Below are 13,262 nucleotides of genomic sequence, written 5' to 3' on the forward strand. Positions count from 1 at the left end.
TTCCACGCCGTGATGACCGGCTCAATCAACGCCCATTGCTCGTCGGATAAGTCGCTCGAGTACGGCTTGCGCTCACTCACCCGGCCATCCCAGCAGATCCGAGCCCACCAACCGGCGGTAACGCTACAAATCCACTCGATCACAGTACGACATCATGGACATCAACTCACACAACGCCCTCTGAGACAGGCCCTCTAGTTCGGGCAGGTGGTCGGCGATGACCTGCCCGAGGTGACGCATGTCCGCCAGGTGATGGCGGATCTTGTGGGTGAGGTTGCGCAGGTCATCGGTGACCGGGCCGGCGAACCGCATCAACATCCCCGATCTGCTGTCGGGGCAGCGGGGGAAGTAGAAGAGGGTGACGTTGCCGGGCAGCGCTCGCCCTTCGGGCAGGTCGTACATCAGCGCTTCGGCGAACAGGGCCGCAGTGGGATAGCGCAACAGGATGACGGTGGCTGGGATAGTGGGGTCGGCGCTGCTGGATGTAGGTACTCGCGGATCTTGCCGCGCACGTGCGGCCGCTGGTCGCCGAGCGAGATGCCCAGCGTCGGGAGCTGCTTGGCGATCTCCAGCGCGGTGAGAGGGCCTGGCGCTGTAGCTGTGGGACCAGGCGTTCGGGGACCCAGATCGCTCACACTCCTGCTCGCGCACGCGAGCGCGTCGAGCGCTACCGCAACGCTTCTGCGAAAGCAGACAGCCGCTGTTGCAGGTGGCCGGGGAAGGCCTTCCCGTCCGACGGCAGCAGCGGTCGGGGAGAGTTGGCCATGGGTGCGCCGCTGCCCGTGCGAGGGTGAAATCGAGATCCGGTGGGTGGTGCTCGAGCCCGCCGGGTACGCCGTGCTGAGTCCGGAACCCGGGGGACTATCTGCGGACGCAGATCGCGCACCGATTAGGTTTCCGCGCCGCGCCCGTCTGTACGTGTGAGATCGACTCACGAGAGGCTGGCACGATGCGGAAACTGATCTTCGGCATGAACGTGACCCTGGACGGCTACATCGCCGCGACCGGCGACGACCTCGGCTGGAGTGGGGGGGAGGGACCGGACTCATCGCCGAGCGACGAGCTGTTCCAGTGGTGGTCCGACCGGGTGGACGCGACGGGCCTGGCGCTGTACGGGCGCAAGCTGTGGGAGACGATGAGCTCCAGCTGGCCGACCGCCGACAAGCAGCCGGGTGCCACACCGGCGGTGATCGAGTTCGCCGGCCGCTGGCGGGACATGCCGAAGGTGGTGTTCTCCTCTACGACCAGCACGGTCGACTGGAACACCCGTCTGGTCACCGGCGACGCGGTCACCGAGATCACCAGGCTCAAGGCCGACGACGGCGGCGCCACACTCGCCGCGGCGGCCATGCGGGCCGGGCTGATCGACGAGTACGCGATCGTCACCCATCCGGTCCTGGTGGGCGGCGGCACACCGTTCTTCACAGCCCTGGACAACTGGGTGAACCTGACCCTGGTGGAGACCCGGACGTTTCCCGGCGGCGTGGTGCTGACCCGATACGAGACGAGGCGATGAGCACGGGCCAAATGCTCGGCTCGTGAGGCCGGGTCGAAATCCTTCCTGGCGTGCTCACCGTGACCCTCGGCTATGAGGGAACCTTTTCCCGGCCCTTCCTTGCGTTCCGAGTGAGCTGTTGACCGACTCGCTGGAGATGAGGACGACGGCGTCGTTGATCATGACGATGTTCTTCGGATGCCCCGCCGGCAACGCCGGCGGGGCGGTGGTGTTCGAGTTGCCGCGTTGGTGTTTAGCTGGTCGGGGTGCTCATTCCGCGGTGACTTCGGTGACGGCGGCCCGTGCGCTGGATTCGTCGACGATGGGGACTTGTCTGATCACAGTGTCGGGGGCAGGCCCAGCCATGGTTTGTCGGTGGCGTCGAATCCGGTGAGCTCGGCGATCTTCCCGTCGACGATGTGCAGGACCGCGATGTTCAACAAACGGTATTCCGGGTCGCCGGGGGTGCGGAGGTACAGCACGGCGGCAGGCATGCGGTTGACCGTCGTGGTGATACAGCGCCAGTCGTCGTAGCCGCGCTGGAAGAGCCCACCGGAGACCCAGCCGTCCACCGCGTCTTTGGCCGTCATGATCAAGGTGCCCAGCTCGGGCAGCATCGCGAAGCGCAGGTCGTCGCGCAGTAGGGACATCAGCCCGTCGAGGTCGTTGCGCTCATGGGCGTCGATATACGACTTCACCACGCCGCGCTCGTCATCCGACAGCTCGTGGGTGGCGGGTCTCCGCCAGTCGAGGCGGCGGTCGGGTAGCTGCTCGCGCATCGTCACGCGCGCCCGCTGCAGTGCGCTGGTCACCGATGCGACGGTCAGCTCGAGGGCGTCGGCGGCCTTCGACGCCGGCCAGCCTAGGACGTCGCGCAAGATGAACACCGCCCGCTGCCGCGGCGGCAGGTGCTGGACGGCGACGATGAACGCCAGCTCGATCGTCTCCCGTGCCACCACCGATTCCTGCGGGTCCTCCGGGAGCATCCGGTCCGGGTAGGGCTGCAGGTACAGCACCTCGGAGCCGGGGTCCGGCAGCTCGGATGGTACGGGTGTGCGGTCGTTGCGCTTCTCCAGGAAGTCGAGGCAGGCGTTCGTCGCGATCCGGTACAGCCAGGTCCGCAGCGCAGCGTGGCCCTTGAACGACTCCCGCTTGTTCCACACCCGCAGGAACGTCTCCTGCGTCATGTCCTGGGCGTCCTCGTAGTTCGCGAGCATCCGGTAGCAGTGCACCTGCAGCTCACGCCGGTAGCGCTCCGTGATGAGCGCGAACTGTGCTGCGTCATTTGAGCGGGCCGCCGCGATGAACGCGGCCTCGTCGTCGCCTAGCAGTCTGGCGTCGGTCATGGTCGTCAATCCTTCCGCAGGTGGCGAGGGGCTACCAGAACTGACGACGTGGCGGAGGATTTCTGATCGGTGAAGCCGCTGACACCAGGCCGTTCGTCAGGCCGGGTGGGTCGGGTCGATCCAGGGGACGTGCTCCGGGTCGGGCACACCCTCGATGTCGAGGTGGGGTCCCCGTGGTCAAGGCGCCGCCGGCTCGGTGAGCCGGGCTTCCAGGTCGGCGATCATCTGGGCCAGCAGGCTGGTGTTCTCGGAGTCCCGGTAGCAATCGCGGAGAATCCAACGGATATGGGTCTGACCTGCGTGGATGGAGCTTGGCCCGCCGTCCAGTGATCGTGTTTCCCAAGGAGTCTCCGCAGGTCAGCGGCAACATCGTTGGATTCACAGCCATTACTACCGGGACCCCAACTAGGGCCTGTTGCGAAAGTGCTGGGCATACTCGCTGGTGCGTCTGACCCGTTGCGGGGTTGTGTCGGTGTGACCTCGTAGACTCCCGGCCACGTCGTCGAAGGGATGGCCGTGGAAGACCCGACAGGTATCGCAGCGCTGACCAAGATCCTGCCTTCAGATCTCGGCGCGGACGAGGGAATCGACTGGTCGGCAGCAGAGGCGCGGTGGGGCACGCGGTTCCCGCGTGACTACATGGCCTTCATGTCCATCTATGGCGCCGGCTCGTTCGCCGAGGTCGGCATCCTCATGCCGTTGCCCAAGGAATACATCCAGTGGGACCCCGGGACCTTCGAAGAGGAGACGGAGAACGCCCGTTACACCTGGGAGATGCTGGGCGGTCAAGAAGGCCTCGACATCGACCCGAACCACATCCTCGCCTGGGGCATCACCTCGGGCCCCGACATCCTGTGCTGGCTGACCACCGACCCCGACCCCGACCAGTGGCCCGTCCTGGTCTGCGGCCGACACACCCACGAGGACTTCACACTCTTCCCCTGTGGCATGGTCGAATTCCTCCGCATGCTGCTCCTGGACGAGTACGACCCCTACCCCCTCAGCATCGACCTGCGTGACGCCTCGCCGCGCTACGTGCACTGGCTCGAAGCACAGAAGCGCTGGAAAGCGGGATTGGACCCCGACTCCGGGTTGCCACGATCAGCCAACCACTAGGGCCTGTCGCGAGTGCTGGTCACAGCCACTCGTTGATGGCAGCGACCAGTGCGGTCGCCTCATAGCGGACGGCCAACTTGTCGTATCTCGTGGCCACGGCTCGGTGCCTCTTCAGCCGGTTGATTCCGCACTCCACCGCATGGCGCTCACGGTAGTCGATCTTGTCGAACTTCGGCGGCCGGCCACCTCGCGAACCGCGCTTCTTGCGGTTGCGGACTTGATCGGCCTCCGGGATCGTGCAGCCGATGCCGCGTCTGCGCAGGTAGGCGCGGTTCTCGCGGGAGCCGTAGGCCTTATCAGCCCGGGCCTTGTCCGGGCGGGTCCGCGGCCGGCCGGGACCGATCCGAGGCACCCGGATGGCCTCCAGGACTGGCTGGAACTGCGGGCTGTCGTGCTGGTGGCCGGCGGTGACGAGCAGTGACAGCGGCTTCTGTCCCTGCTCGACCGCCAGGTGCAGCTTGGTGGTCAGCCCGCCGCGCGAACGCCCGAGGCCGTGATCGTCGGGCTCGGTGTCGACGCCACCGGGAGGTTCCTTCTGCAGTGCCCCTTTTCCGCGCCCCGGCGGCGTGCTGGTGCGCCCTGGCGATGGTGGAGTCCACACTGACGTCCCACGTGACGAGGCCCTGTGCGTCGGCTTCGGCCTGCAACTGCTCGAATATCCGCTTCCAGGTGCCGTCGCGCTGCCAGCGTCGGAACAGGTCGTAGGCCCGGTCCCATGGCCCGTACCGCTCCGGAACGTCCCGCCATGGTGCACCGGTCCTGGTCCGCCACCGTATGCCGTCGATCAGCTGTCGACGCGTCCAGGTCGGCGGCCGGCCCCGCTTCTTGCCCGAAGGCAGCAACGGCTCAAGCCGCGCCCACTGGCTGTTTGTCAGATCTCCGCGCCCCACGGCGTTTGATCATCTACGACCTTGATCGACTTTCGCAACAGGCCCTAGGGCGCGTATTGGGTCGTGATCAACATGTGAATGCGCCCCTATGGCGGATCCTGGACCGGTAGACCTTCATGTGTGACGCGAGTGCAAATGACAGACGAAGAGTGGGAGTTCATCGGGCCGTACCTGCCGATCGGCGAGTACGGGCCCTACCCCGAGCGTCTGCGCCTGCAGTTCGAGGGCGTGATCTGGCGGTTCAGGACCGGCGCTCAGTGGCGGGAGATGCCGCAGGAGTTCGGCGCCTGGCCGACCGTCTCCAACCGCTTCCGGCAGTGGCGTGACGCCAGCGTGTTCCAGGCCCTGCTGGAGGGCCTGATCACCGAAGCCGCCAAGCGAGGCCAGGTGGACCTGTCCCTGGTCAGCATCGACTCCACCACTGCGCGCGCTCACCACGACGCTGCCGGGATGCACATGAGCCAGGACGTGCTCGCCGCCCTGGAGAAGGCTGCTGTCGAGGAGGAGAAGGCCAGGTCAAAGGGGGCGACCGCGAAGAACAAAACGGACCAGACGCCGAAGCGGATCCCGAAGGGGACAAGCGGGGATGCCTGCGGCGCCGCCGCAAGCTCCGGCTGAAGGCCGCCTTGCTCGGTCGTTCCCGGGGCGGGCAGACCAGCAAGATCCATCTGGCCGCCGACCGCAGATGCCGTCCGCTGGCGTTCGTCTTGACCGCCGGACAGGCCGCCGACAGCCCGCAGTTCATCCCCGTGCTGAGGAAGATACGGGTTCCAGGTCCCCTCGGCCGCCCTCGCACTCGGCCCGGCGCCGTCGCAGGCGACAAGGCCTACTCCTCGCGCGGCAACCGCACCCACCTGCGCAGACGCGGCATCAAAGCCGTCATCCCGGAGAAGATAGACCAGGCCGCCAACCGGAAGAAGAAGGGCTCCAGAGGCGGACGACCCGTCGGTCACGACGCCGGCCTCTACCAGGAGAGGAACACCGTCGAGCGTCTGATCAACAAACTGAAGGCCTGGCGAGGCATCGCCACCCGCTACGACAAGACCTCCGGCAGTTACCTCGCAGGCCTCCACCTGCGCGCTTCACTGATATGGATCAGAGATCTCACCCGACCCACTGTTGATCACGACCCAATACACGCCCTAGATCTATAACTGCCGATGGCGGCTTCCAGGGGTTCCGGCCTGGTAGGTCACCAAGCTCGTCGGTGCCTCCCGTTTCATCAGCGAGGGTTGCCAGTGATGACCGCATGCTGATCATCGTCGTCCGCCGAACTCCCAATCGTGAACTTCGATACCGGCATACCGGTCCGTGGCCAGGACTGTGCGGGCCGTGTCCCGGTCCGTCGACCGGATCAGGGCTGCCGTGCCCAGCCAGGTGACGCCGTCGTCGGACAACAGCGGCCCGTAGGCGATCAAGTCGTCCCGCCGGTGGGACGGTGGAACGAGGTCGGCGGGCTAGCCCCAAGGCCGCTTAGTTAACGATCTCTTGGTGCTGTCAAATCAGCGGAAATGACAACAGAGCTCCTGCTAGAACAGTGTCGACCAAGATCACAGTTCGGTAGGAGCTCCGTTGGACGTCCAGTCTGTCATGCCTGGCGAAGTTGTCGTGGCTTCTGGGGCTTTCGCTCCAGGACATCTCGGCGAGTTGACGCAAATGATCCCGTTCGACATGGTCGATGAGGCGCTGGCGGAAACGCTCAGCGTGCAGACCCGGATCCGGGACCTGCCGTCCCGGGTGGTGGTTTACCTGCTACTGGCCGGCTGCCTGTTCGCCGAGATGGGCTGGATGCAGGTCTGGCAGCGGCTGAGGGCGGGACTCGGCGACCTGCCGGTGGCCACGCCCACCGCCGCAGCCCTGGCACAGGCTCGGCGGCGCGTCGGGGTCAAGCCCCTGCGGTGGCTGTTCGATCTGGTGCGCGGCCCGGTCCTGGGCATCGCCATCCCGGGCGCGCGCTGGCGAGGGCTGCTGGTCTGCGCGATTGACGGGACGACCATGACCGTGCCCGACAGCCCCGCCAACCTGACCGCCTTCACCAAGCATCGCGGCAATCACGGCGGATCAGGCTACCCGCAGCTGCGCCTGCTGGTGTTGGTGTGCTGTGGCGCCCGCACCCTCCTGGATGCGGTCTTCGGGCCGACCTCGACCGGCGAGACCGGCTACGCGCCCCGTCTGTTGACCAGCCTGCGCGAGGGCATGATCGTTCTGCTGGACCGCAACTTCGCCGTCCAGGCACTGATCAGCGCCATCACCGGGACCGGGGCCCAGGTCCTGGTACGGGTCAAGCAACACCGCCGCCTGCCCGTCCTGCGCCGCTGCCCGGACGGCTCCTACCTGTCCATGCTGGGCGGCCTGCCGGTACGGGTCATCGAGTGCGTGATCGGCATCTCCACCACCGCAGGCCGCCGCACCGGCAGCTACCGGCTGGTGACCAGCCTGACCGACTCGCACCGCTATCCCGCTGCCGACCTGGTCACTCTCTACCACCACCGGTGGGAGATCGAGACGGCCTACCTGGAGATCAAATCAACGATCCTGGGCAGCCGGGTCCTACCGGCCCGTACTCCCGAGGGCGTTCGTCAGGAGATCTACGCTCTGCTGACCACCTACCAGGTGCTGCGCATGGCCATGACCGACGCCACAGCGGCCCACCCCGGCATCGCCCCTGACCGAGCCAGCTTCACTGTCGCCCTCAACACCGCCCGCGACCAGGTGATCCAGACCGCCGGCGTCATCGCCGGCACCGTCATCGACCTGATCGGCACGATCGGGCGCCAGGTCCTGGCCCACCTCATGCCCGAACGCCGTATCCGCACCAGCCCACGCGTCGTCAAACGCGCCATCTCCAAATACAACGCCCGCGGCACCATCGATCGGACCAGCTACAAGGCCACCATCAGCATCGACATCCATATGCCGCCCGAGCCTTGACAATCAGGCGCAACGCCAAACTAAACGGCATTGGGGCTAGCCCGCGCCGAGGCCCAGAACCAGATAGCGGTTGCCGCCTTCGCGGCCACCGGGAAAGTCCCACATGGTGCGTCCCAGCACGTTGCGCCAACAGCGCAGCATCACGTCCCGGTACACGCCGGCCTGAAAGTTGGGCTCGTCGAAGGCGAACGCCCGCGCGGCGGCCAGGTCCGGCAGGTCGACGATATGCGTGCTGCCGGTGGCCGTGTCGCCGTCGAGGGTCGGGCCGCAGGCGATCAGCTGCGCCGCGTAGCGGTCCATGTAGGACCAGTGCTCCTCCACCAGTTCCTCGCGCAGTGCCGCGGAGCCGGGCCGGTCACGGTGGTAACAGAAGAATTGCATGTCGAGCCTATCTATCAGGGGTTGCGACAGGGACGGGGTCGTCGGCGGGGCCGGTGCGGAGCGGGGTTTCGCGGATCAGCCAGGCGATGGTGAAGGCGGCGACGGACACTGCGGCGGCGCCGATGAGGATGACGTGCAGGCCTCCGGTGACGGCGAGCCGGACCGCGTCGGCCACCTGGGCGGGCAGGTCCGGCAGCAGGGTGGGGGTGAGGTCGCCTTGCGTGGTCAGCCGGTCGGTGGCGGCCGGTCCCAGGTGGGAGGCCAGATCGCCGCGTACCTGAGCGGCGTACAGGGTGCCCAGCAGGGCGATGCCGAGCGAGCCGCCGATGGTGCGCAGCAGCGTGAGGGTGCCGCTGGCCGCGCCCATGTCGCGTGGGTCGGCGCTGTTCATGGTGATCAGGGTGGTGCTCTGCAGCACCAGGCCCAGGCCTGCTCCGATGGGGAGGGTCAGGGCCGAGGCGAGCGCAACGGGGGTGTCTCCGTCAAGGGGGAACAGTGCCAGCGCGCCGCCGGCCATGAGGGCTGCGCCGAGGATTGGGTAGCTGCGGTAGCGGCCGTTTGCGCTGATGAGGCGGCCGGTGAGCAACTGGGCGCCGAGCATGCCGAACATCAGCGGGAGCAACAGCATGCCGCTGGCCGCCGGGGAGGAACCCTGCACGAGCTGCAGGTACTGCGGCAGGTAGTTGGTGACGGTGAGCATCACCGCGCCGACCAGGATGCTCAGGACCTGGGCGAGGGTGAAGTTCCGGTCGGCGAACAGTCGGGGCGGGATGATCGGCTCGGCGGTGCGGCGTTCGACGGCCACGAACGCGGCCAGGGCGAACGCGCCGATCGCGCCGAGCGCCCAAGGCCAGGGGGTGCCGCCCGCCAGCAGGGTCAGGGCCACGATGGCGACGGTCAGCAGTACGGCTCCGGCGTAATCGATGCGCGGCCGGCCCCGTTCCGTGGGTGGAAGGTGGATCCGGGTGGCGATGAGCAGCAGGGCGACAGCACCGACGGGCAGATTGACGTAGAAGGTCCAGCGCCAGCTGAGGTGGTCGGTGAGCAGCCCGCCCAGCAGCGGCCCGCCGACGTAGGCGACGGGCATGATGGCGCCGATCATCGACTGCAGCCGGCCGCTGTCGCGGGGTGGGACCAGCACGCCGATGATGGCCAGCGCGCCGACCATGAGCCCGCCCGCGCCGAGCCCCTGCACGGCGCGGAAGGCGATGAGCTGCGGCATGGTCTGGGCCAGGCCGCACAGCGCGGATCCGGCCAGGAACAGCGCGATGGAGCAGACGAAGGTGGCCTTGCGGCCGAGTAGGTCGCCGACTTTGCCCCAGATCGGGGTGGTCGCCGCGGCTGCCAGCATGTACGCGGTCACCACTCCCGGCAACTGGTCCAGGCCACCGAGGTCGCCGGCGATGGTGGGCAGCGCGGTGCCCACGATCAGGCCGTCGAGCATGGCCAGGAACATGCCGGTCAGCAGCCCGAAGACGCCCAGGCGTGTCATGGCGCCTCAGACGGTGTAGGGGCGGGCGGTCCTGGCCTCGCGCAGCGCGTGCGCCCACCAGGCGAGCCGGTCCAGCATGACCTTGGCGGCGGCGTCGGCGGCCGGGTCGAGGGCCTTGCCGTCGCCGTCGAACTGCGCCCACGGATGTTGCAGGCCGACGCTGTCACGGAGGGTGACGGCGTGCAGTTCGGCCAGGACGAGCCGGAGTTGCTCGATCGCGCGCAGCCCGGCGGAGAAGGCGCCGTAGGAGACGAACGCGACGGGCTTGGCCTGCCATTCGATGCCGTGCCAGTCGATGGCGTTCTTCAGCGCGGCCGGGAAGCTGTGGTTGTACTCGGGCGTCACGATGACGAAGGCGTCGGCCGACGCCAGGCGCGGCGAGACGGCCGCCAGCAGATCCCTGTCCTCTTGAGAGGCTGGTGGCTGGCCAAGCACCGGCAAGATGGTCGGCAGCGGGGTTTCGACCAAGTCGATCAGGTCTGCGCTCATGTCGTTGCGCTGATGGAGGTGGTCCAGCAGCCAGTTCGCCACGGCGGGGCCGAAGCGTCCCTCACGGGTGCTGCCGAGAATGACGGCGATCTTGAACACTTGTCTTCCTTTTGTGTACGCTGTATCGATCGGATACAACGTACACAGACGAGTGTACGATGTCTACTTCCGGTACGTTGTACCGGCAGGCGAGGAGAAGGGGGACGGCATGGCCACCGACAGGAGCGCACCGCTGTGGGAACGGCTGGAACGGCCCGCACCGGCCCCCCGCCAGACGTTGTCTCCCCAGCGCATCGCCATGGCCGCTGTTGCGGTCGCCGACGCCGAGGGCCTGGAGGCCATCACCATGCGCCGCCTGGCCACAGAACTGGGCGTCGCTCCCATGGCGCCCTACCGCTACGTTTCAGGCAAGGACGACCTGCTGGAACTCATGGTCGACCACGTCTACGCAGGCATGCGCCTGCCCGGCGGTCTCGGCTGGCGGGAGAGCCTGCACGCCCTGGCCGTGGGCACTCGCGAGCTGATGCTGGAGCACCGGTGGCTGGCTCAGCTCCCACCGCAAACCAAGCTCGCCCTGACGCCCAGCCGCATGGCCGTGGCCGAGCAGTCTCTGACGGCGCTCGACGGCCTCGGCCTGGACCCCGACACGATGATGGGCATCTTCCGCAGCGTGGACGCCTACGTGCAGGGTGCCATGAGTTACGACAGCGCCGTCGATGCGTTCATGAGCGAGCAGAGCCTGTCCAGCGGCGACGAACTGCGCACCGAGCTCGCCCCCCTCATAGCCTGGCACATGCGCACCGGCCATTACCCCACCTACCAGCACTACCTGCGCACCGCCGCCCGCAAGGACGACAGGCAATGGCAGTTCGACCTCGGCCTCAACTGCCTCCTCGACGGCATCGCCGCCCGCCTGAACATTTGAGGAAGCCCCCGCATCGAGGCTCGAGCAGACAGCGACCAACCCGTGGCGTGGGTGAGACCGGACAGACGAGTTGTCGCCATACGACGATCCACGATGCAGGCGGAGCTCTTCGCCGGCGCACGGCGCTTGAGGCGTTGCGGGATAACCTTCGCTATCTGGAGCACGGCCTGGCCTGGATCGGCGCCGGCGTCATCGCCCTGGGCCTGTACGGGTTCGTCACCACCCTGCCGCCCGGATGCCAACTTCGGCCGCATTCTGGCCGCCTACGGCGGTGTGTTCGTCGCCGGATCCCTGGGCTGAGGCATGGTCGTCGACGGGTTCCGTCCGACCGATGGGACGTCATCGGCGCACTGGTCTGCCTGGTAGGCGTCGCCGTGATCATGCACACGCCGCGTGGCTGAGCCCCGAGCCAGAGCGGCAGGCGGCGTTCGCAGAAATGGATAGTTCTGCGAGGCGCGATCATGACCGGGTGTGTCTGTCAGGTTCATCGATAAATGGCCGGGGTTTCGGCGTTCTGGGCCGTGCCTGATCAGTGACCGAATCGCAGCCATCGTCGGGACCTTGCCGCTGACCTGCGGCGGCGTCCCGGATGGCGGCGAGAGCTGCTTCGGCGCCGTCGCACATCTCGACGCTCGCGACCGCTGCCGCCCTGGACGACGCCGCGCTGGCCGCCTTCCTGGACGAGAACGGCACACCGCTCTAACCGTCGTACGGTAACGGTCGGTAACCGTCTCACCGTCTCCATGTCTCAGCCTCTCGCGCGCGGGCGCGCGCGCCTGCGCGAATCGGGGGCCACACACGTGGCGAGACGAGACAAAGTGCACAATCGGCGGAACATCACGGTCGGTGACGGCCGGTGATCACCCCTGTCCTGCGCGGGAGGGGCGGCCGCCGTGGACGCGGACGTGGACGGCCGGGGGCGACAGTAGTGCGCCGACCGGCTACAAAGGCCGCCGTGAACACCGCCGCCCGCCCCAGCGCCTGTGCGGTGCCAAAACCGCGCCACACGCCTGACCTGTGACCTCACATCGGCTATGCGGCTCGGCGATACTCGTTGATGAGACCGCTGACGGTCTGTCGTCGCTGTATTCGGGCCGTGAGATCGACAACCTCGGCCGGATCATGCATGGGTGGCCGTAGCGACAGTGCCTGGTGCGGCCGGTGCTGGTTGTAGTGGCGCTCGTACTCGACCAGGACCTGTCGCAGGTGCCGCTCACCGTGGACCAGAAGATGATCGAGGCATTCGCGGCGGAGCGTGCCGACGAACCGCTCGGCGAATGCATTCGCCCGTGGCGAGCGCGGCGGCATCTTGAGGATGCGCACGTCCGCCCCGGCGAGCACATCGTCAAATCCTCCGCCGAATTTGCCGTCCCTGTCTCGGATCAGGAACTTGAACCCGTCGGCTCGCCCGCCCAGGTCCATCAGTAGGTTGCGCGCCTGCTGCGCTGTCCAGGCGCCGGTCGGATGAGCCGTGACACCAAGGATGTGCACGCGCCGCGTTTGGATCTCCATAACGAACAACACGTACAGGCGTTTGAGGAACACCGTATCGACGTGGAGAAAGTCGCACGCCAGGATGCCGGAGGCTTGCGAGTGGAGGAATTGGCGCCAGCTCGGTACAGCCCGACGCGGTGCGGGCCCAAGCCCCGCCGCCGCCAGGACCCGGCGGACCGTCCCCTCCCCCACCCGGAACCCAAGGCCGAGTAGCTCGCCCCGGATGCGTCGGTGCCCCCACCGTGGATTCTCCTGCGCCAATCGGAGGATCAGGGCGCGGGTCTCCTCAGAGATTAGTGGCCGGCCGTGTTTGGCGGGGTGGGTCCACTTCTTCTTGACCATCCTGCGGTGCCAGGCCAGCAGCGTGCCGGGTGTCACGATGCGATGCAGCCGAAGGCGAGCGGGTAGCAGCCTGGCCAGTGCGGCCAGCAGCGCCCGATCAGCCCAATCCGGCCTCGGCTGGGCGACCTGACGGCGCAGCACCGCGACCTCATGCCGCAACACCAAGATCTCCACCTCTTTGGCGGCGCCCCCGAGTAAGTAGCACCAGCCAGCCGAACACCCGAACCACCAGCAGATACACAAGACGAAACTGCACGAGAGCTGAGCCTAGTACGGCAGCCGCCATTCGTTAGCTGATCTGGGTGTATGCGGTGGCCAGGCGAGCGCGGCGGTGGAACCAGCGGGCTCGGGCTTGATGTCG

The 13,262-nt window shown here is 67.3% G+C and carries 12 protein-coding genes and 1 pseudogene; 6 read left to right on the forward strand and 7 right to left on the reverse strand.

What is annotated here, in order from left to right; genetic code table 11:
- Positions 1-123 precede the first annotated feature (123 nt).
- Positions 124-441, reverse strand: a complete 318-nt coding sequence (locus ABZ911_RS42080; protein WP_358069972.1) for a hypothetical protein — start codon at positions 439-441, stop codon at positions 124-126.
- A gap of 508 nt (positions 442-949) precedes the next feature.
- On the opposite strand from ABZ911_RS42080, the gene ABZ911_RS42085 reads away from it, so the two are divergent.
- A complete protein-coding gene (locus ABZ911_RS42085; RefSeq protein WP_358069974.1) occupies positions 950-1,516 on the forward strand; it encodes a dihydrofolate reductase family protein in 567 nt (188 codons plus the stop codon).
- Between the two features lie 317 nt (positions 1,517-1,833).
- Here ABZ911_RS42085 and ABZ911_RS42090 read toward each other — a convergent pair whose 3' ends face one another.
- Positions 1,834-2,841, reverse strand: coding sequence for an RNA polymerase subunit sigma-70 (locus ABZ911_RS42090; protein ID WP_358069977.1), 1,008 nt, complete (start codon positions 2,839-2,841; stop codon positions 1,834-1,836).
- A gap of 510 nt (positions 2,842-3,351) precedes the next feature.
- Here ABZ911_RS42090 and ABZ911_RS42095 point away from each other — a divergent pair.
- A complete protein-coding gene (locus ABZ911_RS42095) occupies positions 3,352-3,957 on the forward strand; it encodes an SMI1/KNR4 family protein (protein WP_358069980.1) in 606 nt (201 codons plus the stop codon).
- Between the two features lie 19 nt (positions 3,958-3,976).
- Here the strand turns inward: ABZ911_RS42095 and ABZ911_RS42100 are convergent.
- Positions 3,977-4,847, reverse strand: a protein-coding gene (locus ABZ911_RS42100; RefSeq protein WP_358069983.1) for an IS5 family transposase whose coding sequence is annotated in 2 segments (ribosomal slippage) — positions 3,977-4,501 and positions 4,503-4,847 — 870 coding nt in all. Because the reading frame shifts where the segments join, the coding sequence is not laid out codon by codon here.
- A gap of 120 nt (positions 4,848-4,967) precedes the next feature.
- Here ABZ911_RS42100 and ABZ911_RS42105 point away from each other — a divergent pair.
- Positions 4,968-6,001, forward strand: a pseudogene (locus tag ABZ911_RS42105) (IS5 family transposase).
- Positions 6,002-6,437: 436 nt separating this feature from the next.
- Positions 6,438-7,778 carry an IS4 family transposase gene (locus tag ABZ911_RS42110; RefSeq protein ID WP_358070004.1) on the forward strand — a complete coding sequence of 447 codons (1,341 nt, stop codon included), beginning with the start codon at positions 6,438-6,440 and terminating at the stop codon, positions 7,776-7,778.
- Between the two features lie 36 nt (positions 7,779-7,814).
- On the opposite strand, the gene ABZ911_RS42115 is transcribed toward ABZ911_RS42110, so the two are convergent.
- The 3 genes from ABZ911_RS42115 to ABZ911_RS42125 are packed head-to-tail and all read right to left on the reverse strand — an operon-like array spanning position 7,815 to position 10,239.
- Entirely contained in the window at positions 7,815-8,159 is a 345-nt protein-coding gene (locus tag ABZ911_RS42115; RefSeq protein WP_358069986.1) for a YciI family protein, read from the reverse strand.
- 7 nt (positions 8,160-8,166) lie between these two features.
- Positions 8,167-9,651, reverse strand: coding sequence for an MDR family MFS transporter (locus ABZ911_RS42120; protein ID WP_358069989.1), 1,485 nt, complete (start codon positions 9,649-9,651; stop codon positions 8,167-8,169).
- A gap of 6 nt (positions 9,652-9,657) precedes the next feature.
- The gene (locus ABZ911_RS42125; protein ID WP_358069992.1) at positions 9,658-10,239 is read right to left on the reverse strand and encodes an NAD(P)H-dependent oxidoreductase; all 582 of its coding nucleotides are present in this window, start codon (positions 10,237-10,239) and stop codon (positions 9,658-9,660) included.
- 109 nt (positions 10,240-10,348) lie between these two features.
- On the opposite strand from ABZ911_RS42125, the gene ABZ911_RS42130 reads away from it, so the two are divergent.
- Both ABZ911_RS42130 and ABZ911_RS42135 read left to right on the forward strand, forming a co-directional pair.
- Entirely contained in the window at positions 10,349-11,065 is a 717-nt protein-coding gene (locus tag ABZ911_RS42130) for a TetR/AcrR family transcriptional regulator C-terminal domain-containing protein (protein WP_358069995.1), read from the forward strand.
- Positions 11,002-11,466, forward strand: coding sequence for a hypothetical protein (locus ABZ911_RS42135; RefSeq protein ID WP_358069998.1), 465 nt, complete (start codon positions 11,002-11,004; stop codon positions 11,464-11,466). Before ABZ911_RS42130 ends, ABZ911_RS42135 begins: the two co-directional genes overlap by 64 nt.
- 631 nt (positions 11,467-12,097) lie before the next feature.
- On the opposite strand, the gene ABZ911_RS42140 is transcribed toward ABZ911_RS42135, so the two are convergent.
- Positions 12,098-13,075 (reverse strand): integrase core domain-containing protein, encoded by a 978-nt coding sequence (locus ABZ911_RS42140; RefSeq protein ID WP_358070001.1) that lies wholly within the window; start codon positions 13,073-13,075, stop codon positions 12,098-12,100.
- Positions 13,076-13,262: the final 187 nt, after the last annotated feature.

Origin of the sequence: Nonomuraea sp. NPDC046570 (genome assembly GCF_040645915.1) — a bacterium.
In the GTDB taxonomy this organism is placed as follows: domain Bacteria; phylum Actinomycetota; class Actinomycetes; order Streptosporangiales; family Streptosporangiaceae; genus Nonomuraea.

Excerpts from the sequence above, each read along its gene's own strand:
- ABZ911_RS42115 (WP_358069986.1), bottom strand. The coding sequence starts at position 8,159 with ATGCAATTCTTCTGTTACCACCGTGACCGGCCCGGCTCCGCGGCACTG.
- ABZ911_RS42090 (WP_358069977.1), bottom strand. The coding sequence starts at position 2,841 with ATGACCGACGCCAGACTGCTAGGCGACGACGAGGCCGCGTTCATCGCG.
- ABZ911_RS42110 (WP_358070004.1), top strand. The coding sequence starts at position 6,438 with ATGCCTGGCGAAGTTGTCGTGGCTTCTGGGGCTTTCGCTCCAGGACAT.
- ABZ911_RS42095 (WP_358069980.1), top strand. The coding sequence starts at position 3,352 with ATGGCCGTGGAAGACCCGACAGGTATCGCAGCGCTGACCAAGATCCTG.
- ABZ911_RS42120 (WP_358069989.1), bottom strand. The coding sequence starts at position 9,651 with ATGACACGCCTGGGCGTCTTCGGGCTGCTGACCGGCATGTTCCTGGCC.
- ABZ911_RS42130 (WP_358069995.1), top strand. The coding sequence starts at position 10,349 with ATGGCCACCGACAGGAGCGCACCGCTGTGGGAACGGCTGGAACGGCCC.
- ABZ911_RS42085 (WP_358069974.1), top strand. The coding sequence starts at position 950 with ATGCGGAAACTGATCTTCGGCATGAACGTGACCCTGGACGGCTACATC.
- ABZ911_RS42135 (WP_358069998.1), top strand. The coding sequence starts at position 11,002 with ATGGCAGTTCGACCTCGGCCTCAACTGCCTCCTCGACGGCATCGCCGC.